The following is an 18,662-nucleotide window of genomic DNA, read 5'->3' as shown; positions in this document are numbered from 1 at the left end:
GGTTCCTTTAGCGGTCGAGCCGCGGATTGTTGAGATCACGCAGCCGGTCGCCGAGCAGGTTCATGGCGACGATCATCACCAGCAGCACGATGCCGGGATAGATGCTAATCCAGTATTTGTGCGAGAAGATGAATTCGTAGCCGCTGGCGATCAGCATGCCGAGCGACGGCCTTGTAAGCGGTAGGCCGACTCCGAGGAAGCTCAGCGACGATTCGAGCGAGATCGCCGAGGCGATGTTGAGCGTGAAGAGCACGATGATCTGCGGCATGCAGTTGGGCAGTACATGCCGCAGCATGATGCGCGCGGGCGAAAGCCTCAGGCACCGTGCCGCCTCGACATATTCCTTACCAAGTTCGCTCATCGCAAAGGAGCGGGCCGTGCGGGCATAATAGGACCATTGCACGATGACGATAGCGAGCACGACCTTACTGACGCCGTTGCCGAGAATGGCGAGGATTGCAAGCCCGACGAGCAAGGCCGGAAGACCGAGCATGAAGTCGACGGCGCGCATGATGATCGCGTCCGTAATGCCGCCGCGCCAGGCCGAAAGGAGCCCGAGCCCGGTGCCGATCACCATCGCGGCGCCGGCCGCCACAAGCCCGACGAAGACGCTGATCCTGACGCCGTAGAGAATTGCCGAGAACATGTCGCGCCCAAAGCTGTCGGTGCCCAGGCGAAAGACAAAATCCGTTTCCTGATCCATGGACCTGGCGATGGCGAGAAAGGTGAAGGTCGCTGGCAGCGGGCCGTTGGACGCGATTCTAACCTTGCCGCCCTCCGGATTATCTACGGTCCACCAAGGCTGGACGGGATGCTTCCTGGCACCCTCGACGGTTGCGCCGGCCGGAAGGTTGCGGATCTGCAAGTTTGCGAGCCTGGTTCCCTCCGGCTGAACGCCGACGCCGAGACAGTTCAGCCCGCAGGGCTCGGCCACGAGCGTCACGTGGGTTTTGGCTGCTGTGGCCGGCTGGACAGACGTCGCGCTGCCGTCGATGCGGATATTGGCCCTGACTTCTTCTCCCGGCAGCATGCGCGTGGAACCAGTCGGCTTCAACGCATCGGAGAGCTGAAGCTGCGTCAGGTCGTATGGGTCCGTCGGCGACAGCAGCGGTGCGAAGATGGCACAGGCGACGAAGGCCAGGCTGACCGCAAGACTGACGACGGCGGCGCGGCTTTCGGCAAAGTGCTGCGCGTAATCCTTGAATCCGGCCGTGCTCATGCTGTGCGCCGTCCCATCACGGATTTGATGCGGGGATCGATCGCCATGTGAAGGATATCGACGATGAAATTGATGCCGATGAACAGCAGCGCGGTATAGGTGAGCTGCGCTACGATCAGCGGCCGATCCAAGACCTTGATCGAGTTGATCAGGAGCTTGCCCAATCCTGGCCAGGAGAAGACCGTCTCGGTGATCACCCCGTAGGCAAGCAGGTTGCCGAGTTCGATGCCGGTGACGGTGACGAGCGGAACCAGCGCGTTGCGCAGGATATGGCCGACGACGACCTTGCGGCTGCGCACGCCCTTGGCATAGGCGAACTTGACGAAGTCGAGGCGCACGATTTCCATCGTCGCGGCGCGCGTCACGCGCATCAGCAGCGACATTTTCAACAATGCCAGGCTGAAGGCAGGCATGACGATGTGCGACCAGCCATCGAGCGTCCAGAGGCTGGTGGTGATGCCGAGATGGGTCGCCACCTGGCCCCGGTCGCCGACCGGCAGGATCGGCAGGGCGATACCGAAGGCGACGATCAGCAGCATGCCCTGCCAGAAGGTCGGTATGCTGACGCCGATCAGCGAGAAGGCCATCAGGCCCCGGCCGAGCGGCGAACCCGGCCTGAGGCCCGAATAGAGGCCTGCCGGCACGGAGACGGCGATGGCGATAAAAAAGGCCACGATGCCGAGTTCCAGGCTGGCGGGCAAACGCTGCAGCAGAATGCTGACGACCGGCTCCTTGTAGACGAAGGAATATCCCCAATCCCCCTGCGCGGCATTGCCGAGGAAGGTCAAGTACTGTTGCCAGAGCGGCTTGTCGAGGCCGAGCGCGGTGATGGCCGCCAGCCGGTCGGCCTCCGATGCTTCAGACGAGATCAGGATGTCTGCCGGGTTGCCGATCAGCCAGACGCCGACGAACAGGACGATCGACAGCACAAGCACCACGACCACGCTTTGCAACAGGCGCTGCAGCACGAAGGAGAACATCAGCGGTCGGCCTTTAGGTAGGCGTTGATATTGCGTTGCTCGGCGGTCGGCATAGACCCCGCCACAATATCCTGGACCAGCGAACCGAAATGCAACGCATATTCGGCGCATATGCCGCTGGTACTGCTGGTTTCAAGCCGCTTCTCGATCTCGACCCGGATTGCCTCGCCGCCCGGCAGCAGCGCCAACTCCTCCAGGAAGGGGGCCTTGCCGCCGGCCGCGGCCATGGCAGCGTCGTGGACCAGTTCATGGCCCCTGTGTTTGCCGAGCGTCTGGCCGAGCCGCATCATGGCGAACTCCCCGAAGATCGCTCCATGCGACAGGTCCAGATTGGCCCGCATCCGCTCCGTATCGACATGCAGGTCGCGCACCAGTAGTTCGGTCCGCACGAGGATTTCGGAAATGGCGGCGATGACCTCGGCCAGCCCGTCCTCGAACATCTGGTTGGCGCTGCCGTCCGATTCGAACGGGCGGTATGCGGCCGCCATCAGCATTCCGGCGCAGGAATAGAGCTTGTTGCTGTTGGCGATGATGCCGTAGCAGAGGATCGGGTTGATCTTCTGCGGCATGGTAGAGGAGCCGATGGTGCCCTCGATGCGACCTTCGTGCAGCTCTCCGTATTCTTCGGAGGAGCTCTGGTAGATCTCCTCGGCGATCTTGTGGCAGATGGAGGCTATCAGGCTCAGCGCATTGACATATTCGCACATGTGGGTGCGGATCGCCCGGGAGGGAATGGCCATCTCGCCCATGCCGAGAAGAGCCGCCACGCGCGACTGGAAGGCCGGCCCCTCCCTACCGAGGGCCGAGAAGCAGCCGACCGCGCCGCCGCTCATCACCACGAAGGCTCGCTTCTCGGCCTCCTTGAGCCGGTCCGCGGCCTGGAGGAATTCCTCGATCCAGACAGCCACCTTGAAACCGAAGGTGATCGGCACCGCGTGGCGATAATGCGTGCGTCCGGCCATAACGGTGTTGGCATGGGTGCGGGCATGGTGGCCGAGATGTTGAAGGATGTTGGCGAGAAAGCCGTCCAGCACCGCCTGGGCGCGCTTGGCGAGCAACAGCAGTCCCGTCTGGATGATGTTTTGAGTGGTGATGCCCCAGTGGACATAACCGCCGTGCTCGGAGCCGCAGAGCCGGACGAGTTCATTGATGAGCGGCATCAGCGGATGGCGGGTTGTCCGATAGGAGGCATCCAAGCGTTCCATGTCCAGGAGATCGTAACGACAATGTCCGGCGATCGCCTCTGCTGAAGCGACCGGGATCATGCCGAGCTCTCCCTGGGCCAGCGCCACGGCCTTTTCGACGTCCAGGAAGGCCTGGTACATGGCCGGCGGTGCGAATGCCTCCCTCAGTCCCCGGTAGTCGTATTGTGACGTGAGGGCGTCGTTGAATTCTGTACCCATCTGGCTTTGCACTCTCATAAAAATAGGGCAGGGCCGGCGTGAAATGCCGGCTCCACCGGCCGTGCGTCATTCGGGACGTGCGGTGTAGAAGATATTGGTCAGGTTGGCGTTGGCGTCGTAGTGAACGCCGTTGCGCACCCCCCAGACGCCGAACTCGTGGTAGAGCGGCACGTAGCCGTCGTCCTTGTAGACCTGGGCCACGGCGGAGCGGATCAGCTCTTCCCGCTTGGCGTCGTCGAGCGTCGATTGCGCGTCTTCGAGCGCCTTGTCGGTGACCTTGCTGGAATAGCGTCCGCGGTTTGCACCGCCCCAGCCGCGGTCGGGATTGCGGGTGCCGGCGAGGTTGATCATCTGGCTCAGGCCCTCGCCGGTATCGGCTGCGGCACCGGCGAGATAGAGGCTGAACTCGTAGGCGCTGGCCTTGGTGAAGTAGATGCTAAACGGGAAAGTCTCCAGCGTCACGTTGAGCCCGATCTGCGAGAGCATGGCGGTCACCGCCTGAGCGACCTGGGCACCGTTAACATAGCGGTCGCTCGGCGCGTTTAGCGTCAGGGAAAAACCGTTCGGATACCCCGCCTCGGCCAGCAGGCGCTTGGCCTCCTGCGGATCGAAGGGAGAGGGCTGCAGGTCGGGATTGTGACCGAAGACGCCGTCAACGATGATCTGACTTGCCGGCCCCGCCATGCCCCCCATCACGGTCTCGGCGATCTGCTCGCGGTTGATGGCGAGATTGAGCGCCTTGCGGACACGCGCGTCAAGGAAGGGGTTCTTTCCGTTGGTACCGGAAACCTTCGGTGTCTTTTCCTGGCCCTGATCGGGCAGCAGGAAGATCAGCAACGTCGAGGGCATGGACGACAGGTGGTGCTTGCCCGACGACTGGATGCTGTCGATGGCATTGATCGGTACGGCATTGATGACATCCACCGCGCCCCCAAGCAGGGCTGCGATGCGGGCGCTGTTGTCCGGCAGGGATTTGACCAGCACGGAATCGTAGGCGGCCGGGGTGCCGTAATACTGTGCGTTGCGCTCGAGTTCGATCTGGACGTCGGGCGTGAATTTCCTGACGCGGTAGTGGCCGATACCGGGGGGAACCTTGCCGTTGTTGAAACCGGCCGTTTCCAGCCAGTTGTCGTTGCCGCAGGTCTTGTCGTCATAGGTCAGGGTGCGGCCGGTCGGGTTCTCGACGATGCCGATATTGCTCAAGCTGCGCAGCAGGTTCGGGTCGGGCTTCTTGGTGTCGATCTCGATCTTGCCGTCGCCGGCATCCTTGATGGCGCTGATGGTGGAAATGAAGCTGCTGAACAGGCCGGGGCTGTTTGGCACATTGCGCACCCGGCACATCGAGTAGATCACGTCGTCGGCGCCGAGCGGGCTGCCGTCGTCGAACTTCGCCTTCGATTCGAGGGTGATGACCCATTTGGTATCGCCCTGGATCTCCCATGATTTCGCAAGGCGCGGCTCGACGCCGCCGTTGACGCCGTTGGCGTAAACGAGCGCGTCCGAGATGTTTTCGCGGAGATCGAAATTGTAGCCGGCACGGTGGAAATGCGGATCAACCGACGTGGCGAGCGCGGCAAGACCCACGCGCAATTGTTCGGCCGAAGCCGCGACAGGGGCAAGTGACGTCGCAGCCGCGATCGCCAAGCCGAAAGATGCCAGTGATAAGTTCTTCATGGTCCTCCCTCCCATTCATTCCGCGGGGACAGTATCGGCGGATCGCCGGCGGAAAAATCGAAATTTTCTGAATTCGATTGAGTTTTTCTCAATTGAACGCTAGAGAAGCGGAGGGAGGAAAACATCATGCAAAGAAGGCGCAGGGACCTGCCGCCGATGACCTCGCTACCTGTTTTTGAATCGGCGGGGCGGCACATGAGCATCGCCAAGGCGGCGGACGAGCTCTTCCTGACGCCCGGCGCGGTCAGCCGGCAGATCCAGAATCTGGAAGCATTCTTGGGCTGCGACCTCTTCGAACGAACGCACCGAAGAATAGCCTTGACGCCCGCCGGAGAGGTCTATTGGGCGAGAATCCACGCGTCTCTTGGCGATATCCGCGCCGTGACAAGCGATCTCTCGGTCAGCGTCGATCGCCGGCCGCTGGTGATCGGAAGTCCGCGCGTCTTTCTGCAGAAATGCATCATGCCGGTGCTCGGAACGCTTTACGCGCGCCGTCCCGACATCGTCGTGAAATTCGTCACCGGCGGGCATGATGTGGAAGGGCTGGACGGCATGATCCATGTGGGCGAGACGGTCGGGAAAAAAGGATTCGTATGCGAGATATTGGGCGACGCGGATCTCACTCCGGTCTGCAGCCCGGCCTATTTGCGCCGCGCACCCCCTCTCAAGACGCCCGACGATCTGGAAAATCATACCTTGTTGCGATCGGCGGAATTCACCCGCAACTGGGAGCGCTGGCTCGGACCGCGTGCGCCAAGAATATTCTCAAATACCCGCTTCATTGATCTCGAAAGCTCTGGCCTCGAACTGACGGCCGCCGTCGAAGGACTCGGCATTGCCATTGTCCGCCAGAAGCTGGTCAAGCAGGAGCTAGCGGACGGTCAGCTCGTTACTCTGTTTGAGAACGAAATGGTGCATGAGCATTATTTATTCATGTTCGCCGATCCGAAGCTTCGGTCCGAGAGTTTCCGGTTCTTTCGCACCTGGTTGAGAGATGCGGTGATGGAATAGGGCGGCCGATGATCCGGTCCGCCTCAACTGGTATCAGCGCCCCAGTCTCCGCATACACGATGTCTAGCCGGAAACGGTACGCTAGCGGCGACGGGCTGTCATGCCGATTGGCTCGATTAACACGAGTCCGCCGGTGTCTGTCATAAGCAACAACACCGCGCCGGGCTGAAGAGCAGTCCGGTGCTTCTATCCAAGGGCAAGTGCGCGGACTTAAGGCGGATCGTATAGCTCGACGAAGAGGCGAGATTGCCAATGCCGACAGCATCCCCGAGCCGCCGCAACGCGGCGGCGCGGCTTTGCAAGTCCCGCTCGCGCTTCTTCATCCACGCAGCGGCCGCCGGCCGTCTGTTAAAAGTCTCCGTCTCGTGATAAGTCACGCCATCCCGCATAACTCGCACGCGTGCCATGTAGCTGACGCTGCCATCTTTTCGCGCGCGCGGGGTGATAGCGCCCATGCTCGAAACGGACGGATTTGGTACAAGATGAGCTTGAACAAGACGGAGAACAGAGTGACGCAAGGTCTGTAAAACAAGAAGAAAATATATATTTCCAGGCTCCCGTTTTCGCCGTTGCGCCGATGATCGACTGGACGGATCAGCGCGAGTTTCTTTATATATAACAATCCAATACGCGAACTTAATTGTACCAAGTACCAACTTTTTTGATTGAACGGCGTATTATGGAAACGCGATTGCCGCTTTTGGGGCCGGGCTGGCAGCTATCAAGTCAGCAATGCCGAAGACCGGTCGCTCCGCCAAGAAGCGCTCGCGCCAAATCGTGGCCGCGCGCACGAGGGAACTGCGAAACATCAAGGCGAGCCTAGACCTTATCAGGTGACCCTGTCCAACAGCGGAAAGCGCGGTAGAGGCCCTTGCGCCAAACTAAACTCATGTGCGTTCAGATCGATGGGTCCGCGCCAGTAGTGCGCACCCGACTGAGAGTCTCCCAGTACTGCGACCCCATGGGTTGAAACTTTCGATCCTTGAATTTTTCAAATTGGATATTGCCGCCGACGTCAGGCACCGAGACGTCGTCTAAGGGCTATCGGCTTGCAAAATAATGGCCCGGGGAGTCGCCAAAGGCGCGGCGAAACATCGTGATGAAGTTGCTGGGCGCGGCATATCCGAGAGCGTCCGAGACCATGCCGACGGGATCGCCTCGGGCCAGCATTTCGAGGGCGTGGGTCAAACGCGCCTGCTGTCGCCATTGGGCAAAGCTCAACCCCGTCTCGGCCAGAATGAGACGCCGCAGCGTGCGCGACGAAATCGCCGCCCATGTCGCCCATTCGTCGAGCGTTCGCTCGTTCTCGGGCCGGGCGAGGATCGCATTGGCGATGCGCACCAGCCGCGGATCGGATGGCATCGGCAAATGCAGACGCTCTTGCGGCGCCTGTGCGATCTCGTCGAGTAGAACGGCGACGACGCGATCCTGATCCGGTTGCAGCCTGTCCATGGTGTTCCAAGTGACGGCTTTCCGAACCAGCGCGTGCATCAGTTCCCCGATGCCGATCACACGGGGAGCGTCGGGCAGATGGCGTCCGGCGTCGGGGGCAATGAAGACGCTCCACCCACTCAGTGCACCGCTGACGCTGACCGCATGAGCGACCCCCGGTGGAATCCAGCCGGCGCGGTGCGGCGGCAGCAGCCAGGAACCATGCGCCGTTCGAACATGAATGAGGCCGCTTTCGACGCACAGCACCTGTCCGCGCCGGTGCGTGTGCCAGTCATATTCCCGCGTTCCCAGCCGATACTCCGTGCCGGGGTCATCATTGCCCCACACGGCAATCAGCGACGGGCCATCGAGCCGGTCGCTGAGATCGACGGGCATCGACGAGGCTGTTGTCATACCGTTTTGGCCATCTCTCAGTATTTTATGTCCATATATCGATACCGCTCATAACCCATCTCAGTCGATCCTGGAAGGCGACGCAAACGGTCTTCCAGACGGATGCGCCGTGATCCAACCCGACGAGGTGCATTCGATGTCTTCTGTTTCCGCCGCCCCGGTGGTTCCATCTTCCCTTTTGCGTAGCAGTGTTCCGGCGTGGATTGCCGCAGTGGTTGCCTGCCTGTGCTCGTTCATGGTCGTCATGGACGGAGCCATCGTGAATGTGGCGCTGCCGGCGATCCGCGCCGATCTCGGCCTGACCACCATTGGTCAGCAATGGGTTGTCGATGCCTATCTGCTGTCGCTCGGCGGCTTCATGCTGCTCGCGGCACGTGCGAGCGATATCTACGGTCGCCGAGCCATCCTTCAGGCGGGTCTCATCACCTTCACTCTGGCGAGCTTGGTAGGCGGCTTCGCGACCAGCGGCCCCATGCTTCTGGCGGCACGGGCGGTTCAGGGTTTTGGTGCTTCGGCGCTCGCAACCTCGACGCTGGCCGTCATCATCTCCGTCTATCCCAAGGGAGCCGGGCGCGAACGGGCGATCTCCTTCTGGGCCGCATCGGGGGCGATCGCCGCCGCCTTCGGCGTCATCATCGGTGGTGTGCTGGTCAGCGTTCTGAGCTGGCGCTGGGTCATGTTCGTCAACGCGCCGATCGGTGCGCTTCTGAGCTTGGTCGTTGCGACCTGCCTGGCGCCGCAGCCTCATGGTGAAGATCGCCTGAAGCTCGACATGCCGGGCGCGATCTCGATCACGCTCGCGATCGGCAGCTTCATCTACGGTATCACCCAATCGGTCGCATTGGGCTGGGGATCGCCCGTCGTGCTTGGCGCCCTCGGCATCGCGGCTGGCCTTCTTGCGCTGTTCGTCGGCATCGAAAGCCGCACCGAGCAGCCCCTGATCCGTTTGAGCGTCTTCCGGCATCGCAACATCCCGGTCGGTATCGTCATGGTCATGGGCCTTGGCGCATCTTTGACCGCGTCCATGTTCTTCATCTCGCTCGTCCTCCAGCAGATCGCCGGTTACAGCCCGATGGACACTGGCCTTGCCATCCTGCCGATGGCGCTGCTCCTGGCCATCACCTCCATCTCGTCGCGTTATCTTCGCGATGCCGGCTTCGACCGCCTGCCGTTCTTCGGCGGGTTGATGGCTGCGGCAGGATTGGTCTGGCTGGCTTGGGTTCCTGCCGCGCCCGTCTATGTCGCCGATATCCTGTGGCCGTCACTGCTTGTCGGCGGCGGCCTCGGCCTGATGATCATGACGGCGACGCACGCGGTTCTTGCCGGTATTCCCCATGCGCAATCCGGTCTCGCCGCCGGTCTGCAAAACACCGCCCGGCAGCTCGGCGGAGCCGTGGGCATCGCCGCCCTGGTGACGCTCGCGCATTCGGTGTCGGTCGCAGAGAGCGGCACAGGCTCTGAGACCTTCGGTCAGCTCGCCGGCTACCACGCGGCGTTCATTGCGACTGGAGCGATCAGCGCGGTCTCGGCGCTCGCCTCGCTGCTGCTGCTCTGGCACGATCACACCTGATCACCAGCGCAAGGGAGCGTCGCCATGTCGATCGATAAAACCACCTTCGAAATCCTCGATGTCTCACAATTTCCTATCGTTCGATCGCGAAACGCAGCGGCGCGCCCGGGTTAGCGTGCGCAATCGGCGACCGGTTCATGGGTCAGGCGCAGCGCATCCGGGGTTTGCAGGGTTGCGGCCGGAGCCGGATCACGGCTGCGGGCCAGAATGTTGATGATCACCGAGGCTGAGCAGACGCCGTGATCCAAAGCCTCCTGGCAGGCAGCATCGACAGCCGCCAGACCGTCGGTGGGAACACAGCCGAGGATGGTGACCATCTGCCGATCACCATCATGGACGCTCTTCAGCCACCGGCGCACTTTCTCCATCGCTGCGGGTAAGACCCATTCCCGGAACGGCGCACCATTGCGCAAAGCACCGGGTTTACGAGCCAGAACAGGGACGTAATGCCAGGGATCGTAGATCGCCTCGCCACGGCCAAAGCAACGAGGATGCTCACCGACGTTCACGCCGTCCTGCCTGATGACGATCTTCTCGGCATAGGCGTGAACCTCAACAGGGCGGCCGACCGCCGTCGATAGGACCGAGTATTTGTTGTTGTCGAAGCGGACCGTGCAGGTCTTCGACACCGAGGCGGGAACGCAGTGGAAGCCATCGAACGGTCCAACGTAGTGCACCAGGCTGCCGCGCTCCTCCTCGAAAATCTGCCAGATTATCCGCTCGGTCTGCTCGGGATGGCGGTGTGCCTTGGCGTAGGCGACGCATTTGTCGAGCAGCCAGACGTTCAGCTCCTCCAGGCTTTTGACCCGTAGGCGTGGCGTGAAGAAGCGCTCGCGCACGAGACCGACCTGGTTCTCGGCCTGTCCCTTCTCCCATCCGGATGCGGGCGTGCAGGCAACGGGATGGACTAGATAGTGGCTGCACATCTGCAGGAAGCGGCGATTGTATTGTCGCTCCTTGCCGACGAACACCGCCTCGACCGCAGTCTTCATGTTATCGTAGATGCCGCGCGTGCAGGTGCCACGGAAGAAGGCGAAGGCCTTGTCATGGGCATCGAACACCATCTCCTGGCTCTCACGCATATAGGCTCGGGCGAACATCATCCGGCTGTGGCAGAGCCGGACGTGCGCGACCTTCACGGTCGTTGTCACCCCGTTGACCAGAATGATCTCGTGGCTCCAGTCGAACTGGTAGGCTTCTCCTGGCGCGTAATAGAGGGGCACATAGGTTTCCGCCGTCACGGCTCCCCGGTTCTTCGCCCAGGTCTTGGCGTATCGCCGGATCGCGTCATAACTGCCATCGTAGCCGAGTGCCCGAACCTCCTCGTAAATCCGGATCAGCGTTAGCCGTTCACGCGACGGCTTGCCCTCATTGGCAACCAGAAACCGCTCGATCTCGGCCTTCCAGGCTCCGACCCTCGGCAGCGGTTGTCGCTCGCGTTCATAGGCAAAATCGGTCTCGTCGGAACGCAGAATCTTGCGAACCGTGTTGCGCGACACGTGGAGTTCCCGGACAATCTTCTTCACCGACCAGCCCTGCACATGGAAGGCCCGTCGAACACGCGCAATCGTATCCACTCGCTTCAACTCCCGCTCCATCCGCCGTCAAAAGCCGGATGGTCAGATGAAATCTGAGGGGGGGCAAAATTGGACGCCGATTACCCCGCCAACGGGGTCAAATTTGCACGCCGGAACACACTATATCGTTGGAGCGCCGCCGGAGCCGGTCACGTCGACCCTCGTCAATACGTGGTTCTCGGTCGGGATCGTACTGGTCTTCGTGTTTTTCGGCCTGACGCGCGCTGTCGAGCGCAGTGCGTATGGCGGCATGGCGCTGGACATGCTCGACAGGATCACCGGACCCCTGTGGCAGCGGCTGGACGATTACATCAGAGCCATTATCGGTGCGTTCTTCGTCGCGATCTTCGCCATCGGTGGCGTATATCTGACCCCCGATCTCAAGACGCCGGCGGAATGGGCCTCCTGGCTCCAACTGGTCATCGCCGGCATGATCTTTTCACGCCGGACCATGCCGATTGCCGGGCTTGGCATCATTGCCTTGTGGGTGCTGGCGCTGCGGGACTATGACCTTTTCCATCTCTTCGACTATCTCGCGCTCGGCCTCGGCGTTGCCGCCTATCTGATCCTCGAACCATCAAAGCACGAGAACTGGCGGGTCCATCGCCTTGAAGCCCTCCGCTGGGGGTTGGCGATCGCGCTGATGTGGTCCAGCCTTGAGAAATTCGCCTTTCCGAGCTGGTTCTACCCGCTTGTCGTCGAGAAACCCTTTCTGACATTCGGCATGCCGCGCGACGTCTTCATCCCGATGGCGGGAGTCACCGAATTCACGCTGGGACTCAGCCTCGTCTGGATACCGCTTATCCGCCGGCTTTCGGCGATCGCATTGCTGGTCATCTTCACGGCCGCCGTCTGGCCCTTCGGCCGCGTCGATCTGATCGGCCACGGGCTGATCATGGCGATCCTGCTCGCCGTTGCCGCGGACCACAGCCGCGAGACCCACTTCCTCCCGGAGTTCAAGAAAAAGATCCGTCACATACCTGCTGGAATAGCTGCGGCCTTCGTGCTCTATGGCTCGGCGTATTGGGGATTGCATTCCGCCTTCTACGGTCCGGAGGGATATGCCGGCCCTGCGATCACAGAGAAGACGACGCATTCGCACAGTCCGGAATATCCGCACGGGCCGCAAGCCGGCGAGATCCCCCATGGAATACAAAAGTAGTCCTCGGCCGGGCAGCAAACGCAAGTTGGGCGACCGCAGAAAAACGTGAATACCAACCGGATTCATGAGGCTTCTCTGCCCTGACGACTGGAAGGCAGCGTGGATTGCAAAGCCGGCATGAAACTATTCCGTTTTTATCATGTCCGTGGCTCCTCGTCTGAAGTACCCTATCGGTAACTTGGATCTCAGAGCTCATTCAATGACTTATGAAAGTCGTGCCCGTTTGCGTTCGCTTGGCATATCCGTTGGCCACTACCCTGTGGGTATGCTGAACGCGATCACCGACGTCGCGGGTGTTTCGGTCGGCCATGTCACTTGCATCGAAGGCGATCGGACACGCACGGGGGCAACCGCCATCCTGCCGCATGCCGGCAATCTGTTTCAGGACAAGGTGCCGGCGGCGCTCGCGGTCTTCAACGGCTTCGGCAAGTTCGCGGGCTCGACGCAGATCGCCGAGCTCGGCGAGGTCGAGACGCCGATACTGCTCACCAATACTTTGGGCGTCGGTCGCGCGATCGAAGCCATCAACCGCCATACACTGGCACAGGCCGGAAACGAGCGCGTCGTGTCGCTGAACGCCGTCGTCGGTGAGACCAACGACGCCCGGCTCAACGATATCCGCGCGGCGCGCCCGAGCGTCGATGAAATGCTGGAAGCGCTTGCCGCCGCGAAAGGCGGTACGGTCGAAGAAGGTGCGATCGGTGCGGGCACCGGCACGGTGGCCTTCGGCCTGAAGGGCGGTATCGGCACCAGTTCGCGCGTCGTTCCTGTCGCGGGTACGTCGTGTACGGTCGGTGTTCTCGTGCAGTCGAATTACGGTGGAAAGCTGAGCGTCGCCGGCTGGCCTTACGAAGCGGAAGGTCATGACAAGGATGGTTCGATCGTCATGATCGTCGCGACAGATGCGCCGCTCTGCTCACGAAATCTCGGACGTCTTGCGGAACGCTGTTTTGGCGGCCTGGCGCGCACCGGTGCGGCTCTCAGCAACGGGTCCGGCGATTATGCGCTTGCCTTCTCGACGGCGGAAGACGTGCGTCGTACTCCCGAGCGCCGCAAGGCGATCGCCAACTATCCCGTTCTCTCAAACGATGTCGTCTCACCGCTCTTCGAAGCCGTTATCGAGGCGAGCGAGGAGGCGATTTTCAATTCGATGACGATGGCGACGACCACACATGGCTACAATGCCGGGACCGGCAAGCCTTCGACCATTCACGCGATTTCGCTCGACGCCCTCAAACGTCGCTGATTTTTAGACTGGAGTGCCAATGACTGCCGCCGAACCCCGCACCGTCTACCTCAACGGTGCCTTCCTGCCTGAAAACGAAGCCCATATTTCGATCTTCGATCGTGGCTTTCTCTTCGGTGACGGGATTTACGAGGTGACCGCCGTTCTCGACGGCAAGTTGATCGACAGCCCGCTTCACATGGCGCGCCTTGAGCGCAGCGTACGGGAAATCGGCGGCACATTGCCAATCCCGACCGAGGAGATCGTTGCGATCGAGAAGCGTTTGGTCGCCGAGAACAAGCTGACCGAGGGCGTCATCTACCTGCAATACACGCGTGGCGCCGAAGATCGCAATTTCCTCTATTCGGATAACCTCCAGCCAACCCTGCTGCTGTTTACCCAAGCAAAGACGCTGGAACATGTGGCCGCAGTGGAAAGGGGCCTGAAGGTCAAGGTCGTGCCCGACCAGCGCTGGGAGCGGCGCGATATCAAGACCGTCTGTCTGTTGCCACAGGTTCTCGCCAAGCGCATTGCCAAGGCGGAAGGCTGCGACGAAGCCTGGATGGTCGAGGAAGGTTTTGTCACCGAAGGTGCCTCGTCCACGGCCTACATCATTACCCATGACGACAAGATCGTAACCCGGGCCAACGGCAATGCCACGCTGCCGGGCTGCACGCGCCTGGCGGTGCTCGATCTTGCCCGCGAACAGGGGTTGACGATCGAGGAGCGTCCATTCTCGGTCGAGGAAGCCATGGCGGCGCGGGAAGCCTGCCTGACCAGCGCGTCGAACTTCATCGTGCCGATCACCTCGATCGACGGCAAGCCGGTCGGCGACGGCAAGGCCGGCCCGATGTTCAAGCGCCTGCGGACGCTCTACATGGATAATGCCCGCCGTACTGCGGTCTGACGAAAACTCAGCCGGCGGCCAGAACGTCCCAGATGCGCTTAACAATGGGCCGCCGGTTTTCCTTGGAGCGATAGAGCCGGATCTCGACACCGATTTCCCATTGCGGCTCCGCAGCCCGTACCAACCGGCCATCGGAGAGTTCCGCGGCTACCAGGCTCTCCGGTATCCAGGCAATGCCCCAGCCTGCCATCACCATGCCCTTGAGGCCAACCGACATGCTTCCGACATGGACACGATTGTCCGGCGGCAGGCGATCGGCCATGGCGCCGGCGACAAGCTGGCCGAAGAACGAAATCTTTTGATAGCTGACATGCGCGAAACCCGGCTCGATGCGATGCCGCGGCTGCCCGTTGGCGTCCGGCGCGGTAACCGGAATGATGATTTCTGCGCCAAGCCGATGATGTTCGAATTGCGGATCGAGCAGCATCGGCACGTGCTCGTTCTGGTAGGTCAGCAGGAAATCGGAGTCCCCATCGACCAATGAGTTGAGGTTTTCCTCCATACTGCCGGAGTCCGGCCGCATATGCGAAACGATCGGTCCGAGCTTCGCATTCAGCGCGTTCAGCCAGTTGGGGAAAAATGTGAAGGACAGCGTGTGCAGCGCCGTTACGGTAACCGTGCGGGCGTCATTGCCTTCCTCGTGCTGAAGATTGCGGCGAGCCTGGTAGAGGCTCTGCAGGGTCTGCTCTGCAATCGGCACGAAGCGTTGGCCGGCATCGGTCAGTCGCGACGGATATGTGGCGCGATCGATCAGGCTGGCGCCGACCCAGGTTTCCAGCTGCCGGATCCGGCGGCTGAAGGCCGATTGGGTGACATGCCGTTCTTCCGCCGCCTTGGAAAAATTCAGCGTCTGGGCCAGTGCCAGGAAATCTTCAAGCCATTTGACTTCCACCACGAGCTCCAATGGAAAACCGACCGCGCTTCTCCCTTGGTCTGATTGGTGGAAAAACGCAATCAGCCTGCGCGGCTATACTCGATCATTCTCGCCCGTGAAAGGACGAGTTCGAGCCGGTTTTCGGATAGGAGACGGAGGCAGACGCGCTTCGTCCAGGGGCCGTCCTTCAGGGTGAACAGGAAACGGCCATTGCCGAGAGCCTTGAGCGGCATGCGATGACGAACCGGGCCGACGCCCATCACCACGGCATCGCCAGCGATCTCGAAACAAGCGCCTTCGTCAGAGAGCCAGCGACCGGCAAGCGACGCCGGTATGCCGGTATCGACGGCCGGCAGCAGGCGGCGCGCGGGATGACCGATCTCGCCGACGACCGCTGGGCCATCCATCTTCAGGCGCATCGGCGAGGAGGCGGAAAAGGACGAAACGAATTCGCCGTCGTCCTCGTAAACGGTCTCATCGGCATCGAGCCAGGTGACGGTGGAACCTTTGACCTCGATCCAGAAGGGACCGGTCTCGGTCACATAGAGACCGTCCGTCAGCGCCGCCGAGGGGACGGGCGGGGCAAGGCCGAGCAGAGCAGCCATGGCCTCCTGGGCAATCTTGTTGCCATTGGTGTCTTCGCGGTTGGAGGCGATGACGAAACCGCTTTTGCTTTGACGATCGAGCAGGAAATAGCTCTTGTAGCCGGGATGAGAACCGCCATGGCCGGTAAACCCGTGACCGCCGAGGAGTGTGCGGCGCAGGCCGAGACCGTAGCCGCTTTCGCGGCCGTCGGAGAGGGCACGCGGCGCGGCCAGTTGGTCGAGTACGCCGGCGAGCGAGCCTTCACCGGCGAGCAGGGCGCGCAGCCAGTTGGCAAGGCTCGTCGCACTTCCGGTCATGCTGCCCGAGGCGGAGATATGGAGGCCGGCGGCGGAGAGCTGCCATTTTTCGCCGTCATGCCAGTAACCCGGCACAAGGCCGGCAACGGCATCGTTCCAGAGATCCGGCGCGTCCAGCACGGCATCGGTTTTCGCGCCGGCGGAGCGGATGAAATCGCTGAAGAACAGGCCCTTGCGCTCGAGCGCTGTTTCGACCAGCCGATAACCGGTGTTGGAATAGGAGATTTCGGTACCGGCTTCGTAGTTCAGCCGCGTCTGACGGGCCAGGAACTCCATCAGCGGCCCGGCCTTCGTTTCGGTGTAGACCGACAGGCCGAGCAGCGAGAGGCATTCGCGCGTATCGGGCAGGCCGCCGCTCATGTCGAGCGCCCGGCCAACGATGACGCTCGCGAGCGGTTCCTGAAGCTCCGGCAGATGCAGGCCGAGCCTATCGTCGAGCGAGATCGCGTCCGGATGCGACAGGACCATGGTGCAGAAGGCATGTTTGGTGACGGAGGCGTAACGCACGACCGTATCGGCGGTGAAGGGGGCCATGGTCGAAAGGTTTTCGACGCCGCCGACCTCGGCGAAACGGATGCCGTTTTCGTCGAACCCGATCACCGCACCACCGGGCTGGTCGGCGTCCCAGCTGGCAGCGAACTTCCCGGCGGCTGCCCGCGCCGCTTCCCAATTGGCCGTGATCGACATGTAGTTCTCCAATAACCCCCGAAAACCGGACCCTGGTCCGCCAGAACCTAGAAGGTCAGACCGGTTCTTCGAGTTCGACGCTCAGGTTGCGCAGTTCGCGCGTGTGCGGGTGCTGCACATTTCCGAGCCGCAGATCTTCGACCGTCACCTGCTCCACCATGTGGCCGTCGATCATCACGCCGACACGCGAGCAGAGATGCGATATGACGCTGAGATTGTGGCTGACCATCACATAGGTAAGGTTCTGCTCGACCCTGAGATCGGCCAGAAGATTGAGGATCTCCGCCTGCACGGAAACGTCGAGCGCGCTGGTCGGCTCGTCCAGCAGCAGCACCTGCGGCTCGGCGATCAAGGCGCGGGCGATCGCCACGCGCTGGCGCTGCCCGCCGGAGAGCTGATGCGGAAAGCGGAAGCGCGCCGATTGCGGCAGCGCCACCGCCGACAGCACCCTGGCGATGCGGGCGTCGATATCGTTCATGCCATGCACGAGCGGAAGTTCCGACAGGATACGGTCGATGGTCTGGCGCGGATGCAGCGAACCGTAGGGGTCCTGGAACACCATCTGAACCTTGCGGAAGAAGGCCGGCGGGCGCTTCAGCGGCGCGTCCTCACCGGAAAAGGCGATGCGGCCGGACCAGTCGTTGTTGAGGCCGGCCATGGCGCGCAGTACGGTGGATTTGCCCGAGCCGCTTTCGCCGACGATGCCGAAGCTCGCGCCATGGGCCACCTTGAAAGAGACGCCCTTGACGACTTCCTTGTCACCGAAGCTGATGCGCAGATTGTCGGTCTCGATGGTCATTTCAGCCACTCCGGATCACGGGTCAGCACGGGCAGGCGCTCCTTGGGATGGATCAGCGAAGGCATGCAGTTCAACAGCCCGCGCGTATAGGGATGCTGTGCGGAAAGGAGCTCGGACGCCTTCAGCTCTTCCATCACGCGCCCGGCATACATGACGGCGACGCGATCGCAGAAATGCGAGACGAGCGGCAGATCGTGGCTGATGAGCAGCAGGCCCATGCCGCGCTCCGACACCAGTTCCTCGATCAGCCGCAGGATCTCGGCCTGAACGGTCGCATCGAGCGCACTGGTGGGTTCGTCCGCGATCAGCAATTCCGGGTCCGGCGCCAGCATCATGGCGATCATGACGCGCTGTCCCATGCCGCCGGAAACTTCGTGCGGATAGGAGCCTGCGACCTTTTTCGGATCTCGGATCTTCACCTGTTCGAGAAGCGTAATCGCTGCTTCCAAAGCCTGTCGCTTGCTGCCGCCCTTGTGGGTGCGCCAGGCTTCCGCCACCTGGCTGCCGATGGTCTTCACCGGGTTCAGCGAATATTTCGGGTCCTGCAGGATGAAGCCCGCCCGCTTACCGCGGATCTGGCGCATCTCTCTTTCGCTGGCGGACATGATGTCGATGCCGTCGAAGGCCAATCTGTCGGCTTCGATGCGCGTCTGCTTGGGCAGAAGTTTCATCAGCGCGCGGGCGGTGAGGCTCTTGCCTGAGCCGCTTTCGCCGACGATGCCAAGCTTTTCGGTACCGAGCTTCAGCGACACGCCCTTGACGGCGGTCGCGAAGCCGGTGCGGCTCTGGAAGCCGATATGGAGATTTTGGATTTCGACCAGCATCGG

15 protein-coding genes are annotated in these 18,662 nt (G+C 61.8%); 5 read left to right on the top strand and 10 right to left on the bottom strand.

Annotated elements, in window-relative coordinates:
* Positions 1-7 precede the first annotated feature (7 nt).
* The 4 genes from RG540_RS31600 to RG540_RS09690 form a co-directional block, all read right to left on the bottom strand.
* Positions 8-1,219 carry an ABC transporter permease gene (locus RG540_RS31600; RefSeq protein ID WP_080724909.1) on the bottom strand — a complete coding sequence of 404 codons (1,212 nt, stop codon included), beginning with the start codon at positions 1,217-1,219 and terminating at the stop codon, positions 8-10.
* On the bottom strand, positions 1,216-2,199 hold the full coding sequence (locus RG540_RS09700) for an ABC transporter permease (protein ID WP_038587189.1): 984 nt from the start codon (positions 2,197-2,199) through the stop codon (positions 1,216-1,218). The genes RG540_RS31600 and RG540_RS09700 overlap by 4 nt, the downstream gene beginning before the upstream one ends.
* Positions 2,199-3,602 (bottom strand): class-II fumarase/aspartase family protein, encoded by a 1,404-nt coding sequence (locus RG540_RS09695; RefSeq protein WP_157884606.1) that lies wholly within the window; start codon positions 3,600-3,602, stop codon positions 2,199-2,201. The genes RG540_RS09700 and RG540_RS09695 overlap by 1 nt, the downstream gene beginning before the upstream one ends.
* A 66-nt stretch (positions 3,603-3,668) precedes the next feature.
* Positions 3,669-5,276 carry an ABC transporter substrate-binding protein gene (locus RG540_RS09690; RefSeq protein ID WP_046599834.1) on the bottom strand — a complete coding sequence of 536 codons (1,608 nt, stop codon included), beginning with the start codon at positions 5,274-5,276 and terminating at the stop codon, positions 3,669-3,671.
* A 195-nt stretch (positions 5,277-5,471) separates the two neighbouring features.
* Between RG540_RS09690 and RG540_RS09685 the strand changes: the two genes are divergently transcribed.
* On the top strand, positions 5,472-6,287 hold the full coding sequence (locus RG540_RS09685) for a LysR substrate-binding domain-containing protein (RefSeq protein WP_162182800.1): 816 nt from the start codon (positions 5,472-5,474) through the stop codon (positions 6,285-6,287).
* Between the two features lie 1,041 nt (positions 6,288-7,328).
* On the opposite strand, the gene RG540_RS09675 is transcribed toward RG540_RS09685, so the two are convergent.
* Positions 7,329-8,114: an AraC family transcriptional regulator gene (locus RG540_RS09675; RefSeq protein WP_197560178.1), complete on the bottom strand. Its 786-nt coding sequence runs from the start codon at positions 8,112-8,114 to the stop codon at positions 7,329-7,331.
* Between the two features lie 154 nt (positions 8,115-8,268).
* Between RG540_RS09675 and RG540_RS09670 the strand changes: the two genes are divergently transcribed.
* Positions 8,269-9,702, top strand: coding sequence for an MFS transporter (locus tag RG540_RS09670; protein ID WP_038593437.1), 1,434 nt, complete (start codon positions 8,269-8,271; stop codon positions 9,700-9,702).
* A gap of 110 nt (positions 9,703-9,812) precedes the next feature.
* Here the strand turns inward: RG540_RS09670 and istA are convergent, their stop codons facing one another.
* A complete protein-coding gene (gene istA / locus RG540_RS09665; RefSeq protein WP_157884605.1) occupies positions 9,813-11,288 on the bottom strand; it encodes an IS21 family transposase in 1,476 nt (491 codons plus the stop codon).
* Between the two features lie 94 nt (positions 11,289-11,382).
* On the opposite strand from istA, the gene RG540_RS09660 reads away from it, so the two are divergent.
* The 3 genes from RG540_RS09660 (at position 11,383) to RG540_RS09650 (ending at position 14,573) form a co-directional block, all read left to right on the top strand.
* Entirely contained in the window at positions 11,383-12,441 is a 1,059-nt protein-coding gene (locus RG540_RS09660; protein ID WP_244446644.1) for a hypothetical protein, read from the top strand.
* Positions 12,442-12,640: 199 nt separating this feature from the next.
* Entirely contained in the window at positions 12,641-13,687 is a 1,047-nt protein-coding gene (locus RG540_RS09655) for a DmpA family aminopeptidase (RefSeq protein ID WP_038587177.1), read from the top strand.
* A gap of 19 nt (positions 13,688-13,706) precedes the next feature.
* Complete coding sequence (locus RG540_RS09650) at positions 13,707-14,573, top strand: D-amino-acid transaminase (protein ID WP_038587175.1); 867 nt, start codon at positions 13,707-13,709, stop codon at positions 14,571-14,573.
* 7 nt (positions 14,574-14,580) lie between these two features.
* On the opposite strand, the gene RG540_RS09645 is transcribed toward RG540_RS09650, so the two are convergent.
* The 4 genes from RG540_RS09645 to RG540_RS09630 all read right to left on the bottom strand — a co-directional run bounded on the left by RG540_RS09645 (position 14,581) and on the right by RG540_RS09630 (position 18,659).
* Positions 14,581-15,465 carry a LysR substrate-binding domain-containing protein gene (locus RG540_RS09645; RefSeq protein ID WP_038593432.1) on the bottom strand — a complete coding sequence of 295 codons (885 nt, stop codon included), beginning with the start codon at positions 15,463-15,465 and terminating at the stop codon, positions 14,581-14,583.
* A 62-nt stretch (positions 15,466-15,527) separates the two neighbouring features.
* The gene (locus RG540_RS09640) at positions 15,528-17,036 is read right to left on the bottom strand and encodes a serine hydrolase domain-containing protein (RefSeq protein ID WP_038587173.1); all 1,509 of its coding nucleotides are present in this window, start codon (positions 17,034-17,036) and stop codon (positions 15,528-15,530) included.
* A gap of 55 nt (positions 17,037-17,091) precedes the next feature.
* Complete coding sequence (locus tag RG540_RS09635; protein ID WP_038587169.1) at positions 17,092-17,835, bottom strand: ABC transporter ATP-binding protein; 744 nt, start codon at positions 17,833-17,835, stop codon at positions 17,092-17,094.
* Positions 17,832-18,659 carry an ABC transporter ATP-binding protein gene (locus RG540_RS09630; RefSeq protein WP_038587168.1) on the bottom strand — a complete coding sequence of 276 codons (828 nt, stop codon included), beginning with the start codon at positions 18,657-18,659 and terminating at the stop codon, positions 17,832-17,834. The genes RG540_RS09635 and RG540_RS09630 overlap by 4 nt, the downstream gene beginning before the upstream one ends.
* Positions 18,660-18,662: the final 3 nt, after the last annotated feature.

Origin of the sequence: Neorhizobium galegae bv. orientalis str. HAMBI 540 (assembly GCF_000731315.1) — a bacterium.
GTDB classification, from domain to species: Bacteria; Pseudomonadota; Alphaproteobacteria; order Rhizobiales; family Rhizobiaceae; genus Neorhizobium; species Neorhizobium galegae.
Note: the sequence above shows the minus strand (reverse complement) of the source record. Positions and strands in the feature narration are given on the sequence as shown.